The organism is uncultured Dechloromonas sp. (assembly GCF_945957265.1).
Taxonomy (GTDB): Bacteria; Pseudomonadota; Gammaproteobacteria; order Burkholderiales; family Rhodocyclaceae; genus Azonexus.
This window is the reverse complement of sequence record NZ_CAMFKO010000001.1, coordinates 200,902-217,483: the sequence shown is the minus strand read 5'-3', so window position 1 is coordinate 217,483 and position 16,582 is coordinate 200,902. Positions and strand designations below refer to the sequence as shown.

Annotated in this window: 15 protein-coding genes; 6 read left to right on the top strand and 9 right to left on the bottom strand. The window is 66.3% G+C overall.

All coding sequences use genetic code 11. The annotated features are described in order from the left end of the window. Positions 1-5: 5 nt before the first annotated feature. From Q0P59_RS01015 to Q0P59_RS00995, 5 genes are read right to left on the bottom strand one after another with little or no spacing between them, the layout of a single operon-like run. Positions 6-1,259 carry a hypothetical protein gene (locus Q0P59_RS01015; RefSeq protein WP_295002551.1) on the bottom strand — a complete coding sequence of 418 codons (1,254 nt, stop codon included), beginning with the start codon at positions 1,257-1,259 and terminating at the stop codon, positions 6-8. 23 nt (positions 1,260-1,282) lie between these two features. Beyond that, positions 1,283-2,407, bottom strand: coding sequence for a YbdK family carboxylate-amine ligase (locus tag Q0P59_RS01010; RefSeq protein ID WP_295002549.1), 1,125 nt, complete (start codon positions 2,405-2,407; stop codon positions 1,283-1,285). Beyond that, the gene (locus Q0P59_RS01005; protein WP_295002547.1) at positions 2,404-3,672 is read right to left on the bottom strand and encodes a cation:proton antiporter; all 1,269 of its coding nucleotides are present in this window, start codon (positions 3,670-3,672) and stop codon (positions 2,404-2,406) included. Before Q0P59_RS01005 ends, Q0P59_RS01010 begins: the two co-directional genes overlap by 4 nt. 43 nt (positions 3,673-3,715) lie before the next feature. After that, on the bottom strand, positions 3,716-4,498 hold the full coding sequence (locus Q0P59_RS01000; RefSeq protein ID WP_295002545.1) for a type 1 glutamine amidotransferase: 783 nt from the start codon (positions 4,496-4,498) through the stop codon (positions 3,716-3,718). Then, positions 4,498-5,709 carry a cation:proton antiporter gene (locus Q0P59_RS00995; RefSeq protein ID WP_295002543.1) on the bottom strand — a complete coding sequence of 404 codons (1,212 nt, stop codon included), beginning with the start codon at positions 5,707-5,709 and terminating at the stop codon, positions 4,498-4,500. Before Q0P59_RS00995 ends, Q0P59_RS01000 begins: the two co-directional genes overlap by 1 nt. 108 nt (positions 5,710-5,817) lie before the next feature. On the opposite strand from Q0P59_RS00995, the gene Q0P59_RS00990 reads away from it, so the two are divergent. Then, positions 5,818-6,309, top strand: a complete 492-nt coding sequence (locus Q0P59_RS00990) for a MarR family winged helix-turn-helix transcriptional regulator (protein WP_295002541.1) — start codon at positions 5,818-5,820, stop codon at positions 6,307-6,309. 4 nt (positions 6,310-6,313) lie between these two features. Then, complete coding sequence (locus tag Q0P59_RS00985) at positions 6,314-6,847, top strand: OmpA family protein (RefSeq protein WP_295002539.1); 534 nt, start codon at positions 6,314-6,316, stop codon at positions 6,845-6,847. A gap of 56 nt (positions 6,848-6,903) precedes the next feature. Here the strand turns inward: Q0P59_RS00985 and recJ are convergent, their stop codons facing one another. Further along, positions 6,904-8,592, bottom strand: coding sequence for a single-stranded-DNA-specific exonuclease RecJ (recJ, locus tag Q0P59_RS00980; protein ID WP_295002537.1), 1,689 nt, complete (start codon positions 8,590-8,592; stop codon positions 6,904-6,906). After that, positions 8,589-9,623 carry a hypothetical protein gene (locus tag Q0P59_RS00975; RefSeq protein WP_295002535.1) on the bottom strand — a complete coding sequence of 345 codons (1,035 nt, stop codon included), beginning with the start codon at positions 9,621-9,623 and terminating at the stop codon, positions 8,589-8,591. Before Q0P59_RS00975 ends, recJ begins: the two co-directional genes overlap by 4 nt. 87 nt (positions 9,624-9,710) lie before the next feature. On the opposite strand from Q0P59_RS00975, the gene Q0P59_RS00970 reads away from it, so the two are divergent. The 3 genes from Q0P59_RS00970 (at position 9,711) to Q0P59_RS00960 (ending at position 13,718) form a co-directional block, all read left to right on the top strand. Next, positions 9,711-10,952 (top strand): lipoprotein-releasing ABC transporter permease subunit, encoded by a 1,242-nt coding sequence (locus Q0P59_RS00970; protein WP_295002533.1) that lies wholly within the window; start codon positions 9,711-9,713, stop codon positions 10,950-10,952. Beyond that, entirely contained in the window at positions 10,945-11,622 is a 678-nt protein-coding gene (gene lolD / locus Q0P59_RS00965) for a lipoprotein-releasing ABC transporter ATP-binding protein LolD (RefSeq protein WP_295002531.1), read from the top strand. The genes Q0P59_RS00970 and lolD overlap by 8 nt, the downstream gene beginning before the upstream one ends. An 80-nt stretch (positions 11,623-11,702) precedes the next feature. After that, positions 11,703-13,718, top strand: a complete 2,016-nt coding sequence (locus tag Q0P59_RS00960; protein ID WP_295002529.1) for a methyl-accepting chemotaxis protein — start codon at positions 11,703-11,705, stop codon at positions 13,716-13,718. On the opposite strand, the gene Q0P59_RS00955 is transcribed toward Q0P59_RS00960, so the two are convergent. Further along, positions 13,708-14,244 (bottom strand): DUF2062 domain-containing protein, encoded by a 537-nt coding sequence (locus Q0P59_RS00955; protein ID WP_295002527.1) that lies wholly within the window; start codon positions 14,242-14,244, stop codon positions 13,708-13,710. The two genes, Q0P59_RS00960 and Q0P59_RS00955, sit on opposite strands and share 11 nt — an antisense overlap. 110 nt (positions 14,245-14,354) lie before the next feature. Here Q0P59_RS00955 and Q0P59_RS00950 point away from each other — a divergent pair, with 110 nt between their 5' ends. Next, positions 14,355-15,101 (top strand): ComEC/Rec2 family competence protein, encoded by a 747-nt coding sequence (locus Q0P59_RS00950; protein WP_295002525.1) that lies wholly within the window; start codon positions 14,355-14,357, stop codon positions 15,099-15,101. Positions 15,102-15,280: 179 nt separating this feature from the next. Here Q0P59_RS00950 and Q0P59_RS00945 read toward each other — a convergent pair whose 3' ends face one another. Further along, positions 15,281-16,441 carry a TniQ family protein gene (locus Q0P59_RS00945; protein WP_295002523.1) on the bottom strand — a complete coding sequence of 387 codons (1,161 nt, stop codon included), beginning with the start codon at positions 16,439-16,441 and terminating at the stop codon, positions 15,281-15,283. Positions 16,442-16,582 lie beyond the last annotated feature (141 nt).

The window sequence follows — 16,582 nt, the reverse complement described above, 5'->3', positions numbered from 1 at the left end:
CCGCCTCAGCGCGCCCGGGCGGGCTTCAGGCCGCGGTCGATGGACAGCCAGACCTGTTCGAGCACGGCCAGCATCGCCGGCGTATGCGCCTGCGGGTAGCTTGCGAAGCTGGCGATGACGAGCCGCTGGTCGAAATCCAGGTAGAGGCTGGTGCCGTGCGTGCCGACGAGGGCGACGCGATTGGGCGCGCCGCCGAGGTGGACGAAGCCGTAGCGCAGCTCGCTGCCCTTGGCCAGGCCCTTGATGTCGCCCGTGCGCAGGCCGGACGAGGCGAGCAGGGTTTCGACGAACCAGGCGGGAATCCTGGTCCGCTTGCGGCTGCCGCGCGCCTCGACGAGCAGTTGTCCGAGCCTGGCGAAATCGCGTGGCGAGAGGGCGAGGCCGTTGGCCAGTTCGACGCCCTGGGGGTCGCTCAGCCACAGCACCTCGTGTTCCGGCCGCGCCGGGAGCAGCAGCTGCTCGCAGAAGAGGCGGGCCAGCGGCCGGTCGTTGCTTTCGGCCAGGGCCCAGGCCAGCAGGTCGTCTTCGGGCGTGGCCGTGGCGCCGGCGTCGGGCCCGCCGGGCAGCGGCTTGTCCCAGAGATTCGGCTGGGCGAGCCAGTTCCGGATGCCCTCGTCGCCGCCACCTTCGCGCCAGCCGGCGGCCCGGCGCCAGGCGGCGAGCTCTTCCGGGGGCCAGGCGCGGCGTTCGTTCGCGTCGAGCAGGCGCTGGATGGATAGCTTGCGCAGGCTGGCCGAGGCGGCGAAAGCCGGGATATGGCGGGAAACCGATTTGTCGGCGGCGAGCTTTCCCTGGCTGACGCCGATCGCCCCGAGCAGGTTGAGCAGCGGGCGCGTGGCGTCGAGCAGCAGGCGCGGCCGGTCGTCCGCCAGGCCGTTGCGGTAGCGCTCGGCGATGACCCGGCCGTTGCGCAGCACGACGATGCCGTCGGCCGCCAGCCGGCTGTCGAGCAGGAAACCCAGGCTGCGCGCCTGGCCGTCGAGCGGATCGACTGCCGGCAGCTCTTCCAGCGGTCGCGCGGCCCGTGCCGCGGCCGGCCGCCCGGTGGCCGGCGCCAGGCGCCAGGCCGGCATGAAGGTGGTGGCCGATTGCAGCGTCAGGCGCTGGTTCTCGATGTCCAGCCAGTTGCGCTGGTCGATCCACGGGCCGAGTTTCCGCTCGCCGGCCGGCAGCTTGTCGAACTGGCAGCCCGGCGCGGCCGCCGGGGCCGCCGGCGGCAGCAAAAGCAGGAACAGGACAACTGGCCAGCGGCGACTCATTTTCATACTCCGTATCGGGTTGTTCAGCGCATCAGCCGTTCGCTGGCTTCGCGCACCACGTCGTTGAGGTTGCCATGCTGCCGGAAACGCCCGCGCAGCCAGGCGGCATCGCCCGCGCCCTCGGCCAGCATGTTCTTCAGCGGATTCAGCCAGTGCAGGCAGCCGAGTTCGCGGGCGTCTCCGGAAATCGCTTCGAGCAGCGACGCCAGGCTCTGCCGCAGCGGCTGGCGACAGAGGCCGACCGGGTCGGAAATTTCCGCCTCCAGGCCGTAGCGGCAAGCCTGAAACTTGTTGTAGCGGGCGACATGGGCCTGCCTTTCGGTGTGCAGCGGCGGCCGGGTGCGCAACAGCCAGCGCGCCAGCGACTGGGCGAAGGCGGCCAGGGAGACGGCCTGCTCGATGGCGAGCGGGGTGTCGCAGACGCGAATCTCGACCGTGCCGAACTCGGGCTTCGGCCGCACGTCCCAGTACAGGTCCTTGATGCCCTGGGCGATGCCGCAGGCCTGCAGGAACTCGAAATGCCGGCAGAAATCCGGCCAGTCGTCGAGCGGCGGGCATTGTCCGCTGAGCGGAAAGGCCGATACCGCGTTGAGCCGGGCCGACTGGTAGAGGCTGTCCACCCCGTCGACAAAAGGCGACGCGGCCGACAGGGCGATGAAGGCCGGGACATGGACGCCGAGCGCCTGGGTCAGCCAGATGGCCTCGTCGGCCGAGGTGCAGCCGACGTGGATGTGCTGGCCGAAGACGGTGAATTGCTTGGCCAGGTAGCCGTAGCGCTGGTACAGGCCGTTGAAGCGCTCGCCCGGGCAGATGCGCCGCTCCGGCCAGTGGTGGAAGGGATGGGTGCCGCCGCCGCAGATGCCGATGTTGTTGCGCTCGCCGTGCTGGCGCAGCGTGTCGCGCAGGCCGGCCAGGTCGCCCGCGATGCCGTCGACGGTCAATTGCGCCTGGGTGCTGATCTCGATCATGCTTTCGGTGATTTCCAGCTTGATCTCGCCGAAGCGCCCGTCGTAATCGAGGCTGCCGAGCAGGTCGGTGGCGCCGCGCGTGAGGTCGAAATCGCGCCGGGAAACCAGCTGCAGCTCGAGTTCGACGCCGAGCGACAGCGGCGCGCTTTCCTTGAAATTTTCCAGTCCGCTGGCGCTCATGCGATACCTCCCTTGTCCCCGGCGCCGCATTCGCCGGACCGGCTCAAGGCCAGGCGGCAGAGCGCCGGCCCGAGCAATTCCATCATCGCCGCGGCGAACAGCGGCAGGGTCAGTGCGGAGCGCCCGACCTCCGGATAAAGGCTGGCGATTTCATAGGCCATGAAAACCGCCGTGGCCGACAGGGGCTGGATGCCGACGCCGACCAGCAGCCGTTTCGACAGCGGCAGGCTGCCTCCTGCCCAGGCCAGGGCCGCGGCCTTGGCGGCGGCGCGCACGAGCAGCAGGCCGAGCGCCTGGAGGCCGGCCAGCCAGGTGAATTCCTGCCACGGCAAGGAGGCGCCGACGATGACGAAGAGCACGATGGCGAGCAGCCAGTGGCCCTCGGGCAGGTCGGTGTAGCGCAGCGTCTGCCGCCGGTCGCAGGCGGCGAGCAGCACGCCCATCAGGAAAAGGGTGAGGAAGACCGGCACGGCCAGCATGCGGGCGATGCCGACGGCGAGCAGGGCGCAGGCGACGAGTACGAAGACCTGGGCCAGCGAACGCTTGGGCAGGGCGTCGGCGATGCGCAGCGCCAGCCAGGCGCCGAGGCCGCCGACGAGCAGCGCGCCGGCCACCACCCAGAGCGGATGCAGGAGGGCGTTCAGCCAGTCGGCGCTCAATTCGGCATGCACGATGCCGAGCACGACGGCGAAGGCGACGAAGGAAGCGGCCGAGCCGATCGCGGTATGCAGGATGATGCGTTCGGTGACCTGCCCCTGGGCGCGCGATTCCTCGATGGTGAGCAGGACGACGGCCGGCGCCGAGGCCATGGTGACGGCGGCGGTGGCGGCCGCCCAGGCCGGCGACAGGCCGACCAGCCAGAGCGCGAAGGCGAAGATCAGCGCAAAGGAGAGCGAGATGTCGGCCAGCGTGCCGCGCAGCAGCTCCGGGTTGCGGCGCAGCCATTTCAGTTCGAGGCGGCGGCCGACCTCCAGCATCAGCAGGCCGAGCGCCGCGTCGGCAATCGGCCGCGCCTGGGCCAGCGCCTCGATGCTGATCCAGCCCAGGGCCGACGGCCCGAACAGGATGCCGGCCAGCACGTAGCCGATGACCTTCGGCCAGCGGGCGTGGGCGTGCAGCCACTCGCCGATGAGCAGGCCGACGACGAGCAGCAGGCTGAACAGGGCCAGCGAATCGATGCTTTCCGGAAAGGGCGGCAGGAAGAGCAGGCGCTCGACCAGGCTTTCCCAGGCGTGGCGCAGCGGGGCGAGCAGGCGGTCGATCATCTCCGGCTCCCGGTCGTGCGCCGCGACAAGGCCAGGCCCGGCCTTACCATCGCCGGCCCCGCGCCGCGTTGAGGAATTCGTCGAGGATGGGCGTGCAGTTCAGCAGCTCCGGGCTGCCCGGCGGGTGGAATTCCGGGTGCCACTGCAGGCCGAGGACATAGGATTTGCCTTCGAGGCGAACCGCCTCGACCAGCCCGTCCTCGACGCTGCGCGCCTCGATCCGCAAGCCCTTGCCAACCGCCTTGATCGCCTGGTGGTGGATGGAAACCACCCGCCCGCCGGCCTGCTCGGGGTAGAGCTTGCCCAGGCTGCCGCCCGTCTCCCAGGCAATGGCGTGGGCATGCTTGTCGTAATCGTCATGGACGTGGATGTCGGGCCGCTCGTACTGGGTGGCGATATCCTGGTACAGCGTGCCGCCGAGCGCGACGTTGATCAGCTGGGCGCCGCGACAGATGCCGAGCACCGGCTTGCCGGCCTCCATGAACTCGTGCAGCAATTCCATCTCGTAGGCGTCGCGCAGGCGGTCGCCGGCCCACTCGGGCTGCGCCGGCTCCTCGCCGTAGCTCTGCGGGCTGATGTCGGCGCCGCCCTGCAGGACGAGGCCGTCGAGATGCTGCGGATAGTCGGACAGGCGGATGCTGCTCCGGTGCACCAGGCCGTCGCCGCTGACCGAGGGAATCATGAAGACCATGACCTCGCGCGACATGACCCAGTGGGCAACCGACTGCTCGAGGTAGTGCAGCGACTTGGACTGCAGGCCGGTGGCGCCGGGCAGGGGATGGTAGATGCGGGCCGAGAGCCCGATGCGTAACGGACGTCTTGCCATCACGAAACTCCTTGTCGATGGGTGGTCGGCGGCTCGGCGGCGGGCTGCAGCCGCGTCGCCTCGCCGAAGCCGAGGATGGCCGTCTGCGTGGCCAGCGGTCCGAGCAATTGCATGAGCAGGATGGTCGCCATCAGCATGCCGACCAGGTCCGGGCTCATCCGGTTGTGTAGCGTCTGCATATTGACCAGCAGCACCAGCGCGACACTCGACATCGGCTGCAGGCCGATGCCGAAGAGCAGGCATTCGCGCCGGCTCAGGGCCAGATCCCGGCGGCAGTATCGGAGGGCTGCCCATTGCCCGATAAAGCGCAGCAGGGAAATCAGCAGCGCTTCGCGCCAGTAGGAAAATAGGTGGCCGATATCGAGCGCCGCCCCGGCCAGCACGAAGGTGATGACCAGGAAGACGCGGGCATCGCTGGCGATGCGGATGGCGACCACCTTGTGGTCGTGGTCGATCGCCCTGACCATGGCGCCGAAGACGAGCATGGGCAGAAAGACCGAAATGTCGAGATAGATGGCGGTGCCGACGCCGAGCACGATGGTGCCGAGTATCAGCAGGTGCTGGTGCTCGGCCAGGCGTTCGAGGCGCTCGGCCCCGAACAGGACGATCGCGGCGCATGCCCCGCCGAGCAGGAAGGAGCCGACGATGCTGCCGAAGGCCGTGGTCAGGCGCCCGAAGGTGCCGAGGGCCTGGCTGTCGTCGAGGAAGGGCAGGATCAGCATGACGATGGCGAAGGCGATCACGCCGTTGATGGCGACCAGGGTGTAGAGCAGGCCGGTGCGCTCGCCCCGGGCTCCGACATCGCTGCAGGTGGCGATGCTGATGGCCGGCGAGGTGGCCAGGCAGAGCGCCGCCGCGAACAGCGCCACGCCGACCGGCACCGCGTTGGCGACGAAGCCGGCAAAAAGCAGCCCGCCGGAGGCGCAGGCGACGGCGGCCCCGCTCCGCAGGCGGATCAGGCGTTGCGCACGGCTGACGGCCGGCACCAGGTAGCCGAGTTCGAACAGGATCAGGCCGAGGGCCAGGTCGATGAACAACTGGGCCGACTCGACATGCAGCGGCGTCACCCAGTTGCTGCCGCTCTGCCCGACCAGGAGGCCGAACAGCACATAGCCCGTTGTTCTCGGCAGTCTGGCCAGCCGGCGCGCGGTTTCGCCGGCGAGCAGGCCGCCAAGCAGAACGAAACCGAAGAGCTGGATGGAGTTCAGCATGAGGATGAAAGTCGCCCGCGTCGGGCTGGCCCAATGAAGTGTGCGGTGGGTGGTTGTAAACTACATTGGTTATAAATATAATTGCCGCACTCGTTTAGTGCAATTTTTATGAAGACTCCCACGTCCAGTCTGTCGCTCGAAGTGCTGCAGCAATTCCGCGTCATCTACGGCACCATGCGCCAGTATTTCCGTCTCATCGAGCAGTGCTGCGGCCTGCCGGGCAGCCAGATGTGGATACTCCAGGAGGTCGAGCGCGCCCCGGCCATCGGCGTCACCGAGCTGGCCCAGCGCCTGGGGATACATCAGTCGACCTGCAGCCAGCTGGTGGAAAGGCTGGTCGGCCAGGGTTACCTGGAAAAACAGAAGACGGCGGCCGACAGGCGCCGGGTCGGTCTGGTTCTCGCCGCTTCCGGCCGGGATGTCATCGCGCGTCTGCCGGGGCCGGCCGAGGGCGTGCTGCCGGCGGCGCTCGCCGGCCTGCCCGAAGTTGCGCTGAAAACATTGAATATCAATCTAGCCGAGCTGATCAGCCATCTGCAGGACAGGGACGAGCAGTTCGCGCGGATTCCCCTGGCCGACATGGTGCGCGATGCGGAGTAGGGGCATGGTGCTGCGTGTCGCCATGCCGCTTCTCCTCGCCTTGCTTGCCGGATGCGCCGCCAATCCCCGGCCGGAAGCGCCGGCCGTCGCCGGCGAGGCGTCCGGGCCGGCGACAGCGCGGGTCGAGGCTGCGGCGGGGCCGGGCGCGCCGGAGCAGTCGCCGACGCCGGGAAGGAACGAGGGCTTGCCGGTCAATCCGGATGAAAGCATTTTCTTTGCGCCGGGCTCGAGCACCATCGCCTCGTCCGAGCGGCGCAAGCTCAAGCTGCTGGCCGCCCGCCTGCTGGCCGAGCGGCGCCAGTCGGTAACCCTGGTCGGGTATGCCGCCGACCACGGCAGTCGTTCCTTCAACCTGGCGATCGTCGATTCGCGCATCGGTGCCGTCGCCACCGTGCTGAAAAAGCACGGCGTCAGCGCCTACCAGATCAGGCGGCGGGTCGGCGGCGGCGAGGTCAGGCCCGGCACTTGCCGTTCGTCCGAATGCGGACGCTTGATGCGCCGCGTCGATCTGGTGTTTCCCGAAACCGGCGGCGACTGACCGGCCGGGCGGCTATCGGGGCCGCGTCGGCGGGCTTGCCGACGTCCCGGCCGGCTTCATTCCAGGTATTCGACCATCAGCTGCGGGTTTTCGACGCCCATGTACTCGTTGATCGCCAGCCGGTAGGCGGCCCGGGTGCGGTTGCCGGGCTGGGTTGCGAAGTTGAACTGGATGGCGTCGATGCGGCTGTTGCCCTTGCGCAGGCGCAGCTTGAGGTGCTTTTCCTTGAGCACGCGCTGCTGTTCGACATCGAATTCATCGACGAACAGCGGCGCCGGGAAACCCTGGCCCCAGATTTCGTTTTCCAGCAGGCGGGCGGCTTCCAGCGACAGGTAGCCGCCTTCGAGGTTGCCGTCGGTTTCCAGCGTGCGGGTCAGGTCGGCCGGGGCTAGCAGTTCCCTGGCGACGGCGGCGAAAGTCTCGCTGAAGCGTTCGAAGTCGCCTTCGCGCAGGGTGGCGCCGGCCGCCATGGCGTGGCCGCCGAAGCGTACCAGCAGGCCGGGCTGGCGCTTGGCGACGAGGTCGAGCGCATCGCGCAGGTGGAGGCCGGGGATGGAGCGGCCGGAACCCTTGATGATGCCGCCTTCGCCGGGCGCGAAGGCGAACACCGGGCGGTGCAGGCGGTCCTTGATGCGCGAGGCGAGGATGCCGACGACGCCTTCGTGCCAGCCGGCGTCGAACAGCGCGATGCCGGCGGCGGCATCGTCGACGACCATCGACTCGAGCAGGTGCAGCGCCTGTTCCTGCATGCCGGCCTCGATTTCGCGGCGCTCGCGGTTGAAGTTGTCGAGTTGCTGGGCGATGCTCAGGGCGCGTGCCGGGTCGTCGGTGAGCAGGCATTCGACGCCGAGGCGCATGTCTGCCAGGCGGCCGGCGGCATTGAGGCGCGGGCCGAGCAGGAAGCCGAGGTCGAAGGCGGTGGCGCGCTTCGGATCGCGGGCGGCGGCCTTGAACAGGGCGGCGATGCCGGTCTGCATGTGGCCGGCGCGCATGCGCTTCAGGCCCTGGCTGACCAGGATGCGGTTGTTGCGGTCGAGCTTGACCACGTCGGCGACCGTGCCCAGCGCGACGAGGTCGAGCAGGTTGGCGAAGTTGGGTTCCGGGCGCTCGGCAAAATAACCGCGTTCGCGCAGTTCGGCGCGCAGGGCGAGCATCACGTAGAACATGACGCCGACGCCGGCGATGCACTTGGACGGGAAATCGCAGCCGGGCTGGTTGGGGTTCACGATGCACTCGGCGTCGGGCAGCGTGTCGCCGGGCAGGTGGTGGTCGGTGATCAGCGTGGCGATGCCGTGCTGCTGGGCGCGGGCGACCCCTTCGAGGCTGGCGATGCCGTTGTCGACGGTGATGATCAGGTCGGGCGACTGCTCGGCTGCGACATCGACGATTTCCGGCGACAGGCCGTAGCCGAGCTTGAAGCGGTCGGGAAGCAGGAAGTCGACATCGGCGCCGAGCGCCTTCAGGGCGCGCATGCCGACGGCGGTGGCGGTGGCGCCGTCGCAGTCGTAGTCGCCGATGATCAGCAGCTTGGCCTCGGCCTCGATGGCGTCGGCCAGCAGTTGCGCGGCGTCGCCGGCGTGGGTCAGGGCGGCGGGCGGGATCAGCGACTTCAGCTCGTAGTCGAGCTCGGCCTTGTCGGTGATGCCGCGCGCGGCGTAGAGGCGGGCGAGCAGCGGGTGCAGCCCCTGCTGTTCGAGTTGCCAGACGACACGGGGCGGGGCGCTGCGGGTGGTGATTCGGGTCACGAAGCGTTTCCTTCGGCCAGTTCCCTGGCGAGGGCGGCGAGCGGGCGGCCCTGGCGCCAGAATTTCCAGCGGTCCTTGCCGCGCAGGGTCCAGGTCAGCTCGCCGTAGATGGTCGGGGCGACGATGCTCAGGCTTTCGATGCGGCGGCCGGCGGCGCCCTGCAGCGGGGCGAACCAGTCGTCATCCAGCGCCTGCCAGGCCTGTTTCCAGGCTTGGCCGTCCTCGTACAGCACGGGCGGCAGCAGGGCGTCGAGGACGACCAGCTGGCGGTCGCCCTTGGCGCGTTCGAGCAGTTCGGCCAGGCTGGCCGGCAGCGGCTCGGCGGGGATGCCCGAAGCCAGGGCCAGTCCGGTCGCCAGCGGGTTGCAGGTCGAGACCGCCGACCAGGCGGCGGTCTGCAGCGCCGGCAGGGTTCCGCCTCCCCACAGCCACAGGCTGTTGATGGCCGGCTTGCCTGCGGCCTGGCGCCTGGCGTTGACCGGGTGGCCGTGGAGGAACATCTGCACTTCGTTGAGCCAGCGGGTGAGGCGGCTTTCCTTGCCGGACAGTTCGCCGTCCATGCGCCGGCCGGCCATGGTCGACAGCGGTTCGACCGGGTGGTCGACGGCTTCGTGGAGGCGCAGGTACCAGCGGCGGGCGGTGGCGACGTGGAAGCGGCCGACGTCGGCAAAGGTTTCGTTCAGGGCGCCGGCGAGGGCCGTGGCTTCGTCGTCGTCCACGTCGAAGGCGCCGGCGTCGGCGAGCACGATGCGCTCATGGTGAAAGCGCAGGTGGACCGGGTCGGCGCACAGCCAGTGGCCGTCGCGGGCCGCATCGCCGATGGCTTCGCCGAGCAGGCGCAGCGGGCCGAAGGGCATGTCGTCGGTGCCGAACAGCCGGGCGAGCGCGATTTCGAAAGCCTGTTTCGGCCGGCGGTCGAGGCGGGCGCGGGCGGCCAGCCATTCGAAGCCCGGCACCGAGAGCTTCCCGAGGGTCAGTTGGTCGTTCGGTTCAGGCCAGATCAGTTCGGGGACAAGCAGGGTGAGGTGCACGGGAAGCGTTCGCGGTTCGGTCAGGGTGGGATGAGGCCGAAGAGTGTACCATGGCGACTTTTCACGCCCGCTAGCATACGAATGGCATTGCCCTACGAACTGTTGATCGGCCTGCGCTACACGCGGGCCAAGCGACGCAACCATTTCATTTCATTCATTTCCCTGATCTCGATGCTCGGCATCGGGCTCGGCGTGGCGGCGCTGATCGTCGTCCTCTCGGTGATGAACGGCTTCCAGAAGGAGCTGCGCACGCGCATCCTCGGCGTCGCCTCGCATATCCAGATCACCGGCATCAACGGCGAACTGACCGGCTGGCCGGCGATCGCGCAGCAGGCGATGAAGCATCCGGAGGTCCGCGCGACGGCGCCCTTCGTGCAGTCGCAGGGGATGTTCAGCGTCGATGGGGGCGTCAAGGGCACCATCGTGCGCGGCATCCTGCCCGACCAGGAAGACAAGGTGGCGGATTTCCGCAAGACCATCCAGAGCGGCAGCCTCGACGACCTGCGTCCGGGCGAGTTCGGGGTCGTCCTCGGCGCCGACCTGGCGCGCTCGCTGCGCGTCTTCACCGGCGACAAGGTGACGCTGATCGCGCCGCAGGGCACGGTGACGCCGGCCGGCGTGGTGCCGCGCCTGAAGTCCTTCCGCGTGGTCGGCATCTTCGAGGTCGGCATGTACGAATACGATTCCGGGCTGGCGCTGATCAATCTCGAGGACGCGCAGAAGCTTTACCAGATGGACGACCGGGTGACCGGCGTGCGCCTCAAGGTCGACGACCTGTTCCAGGCGCCGCGCATCGCCCGCGAACTGGTCCGCTACATCGACGCCGACGCCTACCTGCACGACTGGACCAAGAGCCACGCCAACTTCTTCCGCGCCGTGCAGATCGAGAAGAACATGATGTTCATCATTCTCTCGCTGATCGTCGCCGTGGCCGCCTTCAACCTGGTATCCACCCTGGTCATGGCGGTGACCGACAAGCAGGCCGATATCGCCATCCTGCGCACGCTGGGCGCGCGGCCCCTGTCGATCATGGCGGTGTTCGTGATCCAGGGGGCGCTCGTCGGCTTCATCGGGCTGGGCCTGGGGATCGCCGGCGGCGTCGCGCTGGCGCTGAATATCGACGTGGTGGTGCCCTTCATCGAGCGCCTGCTCGGCGTGCATTTCCTGTCCAAGGAGGTCTATTACATTTCCGACCTGCCGTCCGACCTGCAATGGGGCGATGTCTGGGGCGTCACGCTGATCGCCTTCGTGCTCGCGCTGCTCGCCACCCTGTATCCCAGCTGGCGGGCTTCCCGCGTCAATCCGGCGGAGGCCCTGCGCTATGAGTGAAGCCATCCTGATCGCCCGCGGCGTGACCAAGGTGTTTCGTGGCGGCGGACTGGAAGTGCCCGTCCTTTCGGCTGTCGACCTGAGCGTGATGGCGGGCGAAACCATCGCCATCGTCGGCGCCTCGGGGTCGGGCAAGAGTACCTTGCTGCATCTGCTGGGCGGCCTCGACAAGCCGACGGCGGGCGACGTTTCCCTGATGGGCCGGGAGTTCTCCTCGCTCAACGAGGCGCAGCGTGGCGACTGGCGCAACCGGCACCTTGGTTTCGTGTATCAGTTCCATCACCTGCTGCCGGAGTTTTCGGCACTGGAAAACGTCGCCATGCCGCTGCTGATTCGTCGCGAAAAGCGGGCGGTGGCGCTGGAGAAGGCCGCCGAAACGCTCGCCGCGGTCGGCCTCGGGCACCGCCTGGAGCACCGCCCGGGCGAACTTTCCGGCGGCGAGCGCCAGCGGGCGGCGATCGCCCGGGCGCTGGTCAGCCAGCCTTCGTGCCTGCTGGCCGACGAACCAACCGGCAACCTGGATAGTCATACGGCATCCGTCGTGTTCGGGCTGTTGATCGAACGGGTACGCTCGCAAAAGGCCAGCCTGATTCTGGTGACCCACGACCTGCAGCTGGCTGCGAAGGCGGATCGCATCTTGAAATTAAATGACGGGGTTCTAGACACATAGTTACAACACCCCTACAATATGGCATAATTGCAAGAATTTATTAAAACTGACTTCTTTGCCGTTTGTTGGGGAGTATGAAAATGCAAGCACTTTTTTCGCCGGCGGTCGCCTTGATGAACAATCTGCGCTACCGCAGCAAGTTCATGCTGCTCGGCGCCGCGGTCGGTATCGTCATCGTCCTGCTGCTGTTTTCGGTTTTCTCCTCTCTCAACCGGGATATCGTGACGGCACGCCACGAGCTGGAAGGCTTGAGCATGATCAAGCCCCTGAACAAGATGGCGCAGTTCATGCAGCAGCACCGGGGCTTGTCCTCGGGCGTCCTCAGCGGCAACGAGGCGATGAAGGACAAGCGGGCAGCCAAGGAAAAGGAAGTCAGCGAGGCGGTTTCGGCGGTCGAAACGACCCTGTCCGCGACGCTGCGCGAGGGCGCGCGCTGGAAGTCGATACGGCAGGATTGGGATGAAATCCGCGCCCAGGGCCTGTCCTGGCCCGCCCCGGACAATATCAAGCGCCATTCGCAAATGGTTGCCAAGGTCCTGCAGTTCATGGGCGATACCGCCGACGACTCGGAGCTGACGCTCGATCCGGCGATGGATACCTATTACTTCATGGATACCGTCGTCACCAAGATGCCGGCGGTCCTGGAGCAGCTCGGCATCACGCGGGCGCGCGGCACCGGCGTGCTGACCAAGAAGGAACTGTCGCCGCAGATGCGCATCGACCTGGCTTCGCAGATCGCCCAGATGACCGGCACGCTGCAGGCGCAGAACATCAACGTGGAAAAGGTGTTGCGCTACGCGCCGACCCTGCAGGGAGCACTGGCGGCGCCTGCCAAGGAGTTTTCCGACGGGGCCGAGCGGATTTTTGCGCTGGTACGCAACGACATCATCGGCGAGAAGTTCGAAACGCCGCCCCAGGCCTACTTCGATCAGGTGACCCAGGTTCTCGATCTGGGCTACAAGGTGATGTACGACACCCTGATCCCGCAATTCGAGCAGCAGCTCCAGAAGCGCATCGACGAAGCCAAGCGGACGCTGGCTTTCAACTTCATCATCGCCATCCTGATCATCCTCGTCGTCGGCTATCTGGGTATCGGCACCTATTATTCCGTCATCAACAGCGTCCATAACTTCTCGCAGGGCGCGCGCCGTCTCGCGGATGGCGATCTGACGGTGGAATTCGACAATCACGGGACTGATGAGCTGCACGCTGCGGGCAAGGACTTCAACGACATGGCCGCCTCGTTCCGCACCTTGCTCGGCGGCGTCCAGCGGGATGTGCACCGGATCAACGACGCCTCGGAGCAGGTCGCCTCGTCAAGCCAGCAGATTTCGGCCAGCAGCTCGTCGCAGAGCGATTCGGCATCGAGCATGGCCGCTGCCGTCGAGGAAACGACGGTGGGTATCGACCACATTGCCAAGAATGCCCAGGACGCCCAGGAATACTCGCGTCGCTCGGATGAAGTGGCGGCCGAAGGTGGACGGATCGTGCATGGCGTGGTCGATGAAATCCAGGCCATCGCCCATACGGTCAACCAGTCGGCGGCGGCGGTCGAGGCGCTGGGACAGCAGTCGGGGCAGATTTCCGCCATCGTCGATACCATCAAGGACATCGCCGATCAGACCAACCTGCTGGCGCTCAATGCGGCCATCGAGGCGGCGCGTGCCGGCGAGTCCGGGCGCGGTTTCGCCGTCGTCGCCGACGAAGTGCGCAAGCTGGCCGAGCGGACCGCCAAGTCGACGCAGGAAATCTCGGGCATGATCGGCGCCATCCAGTCCGGCACGGCAACCGCCGTGTCGAGCATGAAGGAAGGCGTGGGGCGTGTCGCGGCGGGCGTGCATCAGGCGCAACTGGCGGGCAACGCGATCAGCCAGGTGCAGACGCAGTCGCGCCAGGTGCTGGATGCCGTCTCGGAAATCTCGGTCGCCCTGCGCGAACAGACCTCGGCAAGCACCGAAATCGCCCAGAGCGTCGAGCGGATTGCCCAGATGGCCGAGGAGAACAACGTGGCGGTCGCCGGTAACGCCCAGACGGCCGAGACGCTGCGCAACCTGGCTCACGCGCTGACCAGCGCGATCGCCCGCTTCAAGACCTGATCGATTTGCGCCGCCGCCAGGCGGCGATCAGCCAGATCCGCCACGCCGCCTGCGTGGCGAAATAGCCTGCCACGGCCAGCCCGCAGGCCAGCACGAGCAGGCCGATGCCGAGCGGCTTGGCGGCCGCCAGCATCCACTGTTGCATGGCCTCGGTCCAGCCGATGAAATTCGCCACGTCGACATTCGGTGGCGCGACGAAGCCGTTGCTTTCCCCGATGGTCGCCCGGCCGATCTGGTACGCCACCAGGTAGAGCGGCACGATGGTGAACGGGTTGGTGTACAGCGTGACCAGCATGGCCAGCGGCAGGTTGACCCGAAAGACCAGGGCGCACGCCGCCGCGCCGAGCATCTGCAGCGGCCCGGGAATCAGGCCGCAGAACAGCCCGGCGGCGACCGCGCCGGCCGCCGAATGGCGGTTCAGGTGCCACAGCCGCGGATGCAGCAGCGACGACGCGAAAGGCCGCAGCCACGGGTTGTTGCGGATCGTTTCGTGATCGGGGAGGTATTTTTTCAGGTAACGGCGCATGCCTGCATTATCCCGGATAAGCCGGCCTGACAATACCGGCGGTCGTCGGCTGCCCGCCGGCGTCCGGAATATGACTGGCGGATAGACGGGCTTTCCCCGAATATTGCGCCATGCGCCTGAATATTCTCGCCTTCGCCGCCGGCATCCTCGGCCTGCAGCTGCAGCCGACCCTGCCGGCATGGGAGCCCTGGCTGGCTGCCGGGCTGCTCCTGGCGCTGCCCGGGCTGTTCTGGCGGAAGCGGCCTTGGCCGATGCTGGCCGTCGCCGGCTGTGTCGCCATCGGGTTTTCGTGGGCGGGATGGCGGGCCGAAACCCGCCTCGCCGACCGGCTGGATGCGGAATGGGAGGGGCGCGACGTCGAGGTGGTGGGCGTCGTTGCCGGTTTGCCGCAGGCATTCGCCGGCGGCACGCGTTTCGAGTTCGACGTGTCCGGGGTTCAGGCCGGCGCGCTTGTCCCGGGCAGGATCATGCTGTCCTGGTATCCGGGGCGGGGCGCGGCCGAAGCAGCCGAGCCGCCCGCCCTGCGCGCCGGCGAGCGCTGGCGGTTCACGGTGCGTCTCAAGCGCCCGCATGGCAACGCCAATCCCGGCGTCTTCGACTACGAGGCCTGGCTGCTCGAACGGAATATCCGCGCCACCGGCTACATCCGCGCCACGCCGCCGCAGCGCCTGGCCGACATGGTGTGGCGGCCCGGCTATGTCGTCGAGCGTTTCCGCCAGACGGTGCGCGATTCGTTCGGGCGCATGCTCCCCGAGGCGGAATACCCCTTCGCCGGCGTCCTGGTCGCCTTGGCGGTCGGCGACCAGAAGGCCATTCAGGGTGGAAAGTCAGAATTAAAAACTGAGCTGGTTACTTAGAAATCCGGCCAGATTTAAGCCCGGTTTTTCTGGACTCGAAAACCACAGCAAAAAACGAAAACTGAGGGTTAAAGCCTCTCCCTTTCCGCGTGCTAGGAAAAGAAATTTGAGCTCAGTACATTTGGTTATTAAATAAAATGTACTTTAGTATCAATTATTTAATTAATTGTACTGGTTTTCTAGGACTTTTTAGAACTGAGGTATTTCTTCCGTGGTCGCCGGCCGGCTTGCCGCTCGGAAAACTCGGTTTGACGAAATTCAGCAATGGCGGCGGCTGTCAGTGGCAGTGCGTTTCTGTGGTGCCGGACTGGCTGAAGGATTTCCAACTGGCTTAGCAGTTGGGTGACAGTTATTCGCGTGCCAGTTGCCAGCATTGATACTCGCTTTCGGATGGCTCTCGCAAAGACTGCATCCTTCTGCTGGCAATTGAGAGGTTGTGGCCCAGGAGGTGTGGTTGCAACCGCATCTGGCACCGGTGCAAACTTCAAGTAGGCCTGCATCAAGATGTGCTTGGCGGATACATTGGAGGTTTCATTTAGTCGCAGCAGCGAGACCGGCCACGGATTGGGTCTGTCCGGCACATCCAGGCCTGCACGCTTAAGCTGTGCCTTGCCATAGAAGGCTACGAACCCAGCACATAACGCAATCGCCGAAAGAAGATTGCCCTGTTGGGGGAAGTCTCGCTGCATGGAAATGTTTCGATAGCCACTCTGCCAAGCTTCGGGCGGTTGCCGGAACGTTGAATCCAGCAGTTCGATAGAGATGGGTTCGAGCAAGGAATGAATGTATTCCTCAAAAACCGGGACAACAGTCGTCCCCTGTTGTTCGTGAGGTAGTCCAGTCACGGCGACACCAACACGTCTGCGGTCAGTCATCTTGAGAAGCGAGCCATGTTTCCAGCAGCGGGTCACAAAAGGCAGGTTATGGCGCCGGTGCCAATAGTCTTCTCCAAACTTTCGGTGGTCATCTTCAATACACTCCTCGCAATAGCGGGCGATTGCCCCTCCTGTCGTGGCAGATTGCGATAGCGCTGATGCCTTTAGCTGTGGGAAGTGGCAATAGTAGGTTGCCAGGCGAAGCGTCTGCTCTGGACTCAGGAAGGCTGTGACGTATGGGAATGGGGTATGCCTGAACAGCAACTCCTCTGCTGGCATCGCCAATGCGGCAGCGATAGGGTGGAGTTGATTCTGGAATAACAGCGCCCAATGGCTTTTCGGAGTGCCCCCCAAAAGCTGGTGCATCCTCTTGATGGGATGTCCTAGGTGACGGCCAGCTCGAACCAAAATGCTCCCGATAAGTTCGTCAGGATATGGTTCGGGGAGGTAATAGAGCTTTGCCATGCCCTCGCAGTGAAAGCGAAAATTAAGTCACACGAGATAGCCTATCGCTCACCGGTGGGCTTCGCCAAGTCGCACTTGATTTGTCTGCGTCAGCGTTATTCGGTCCGTCCGTTGCCTGAAAAGACGTTGCTGTCGTGGCAG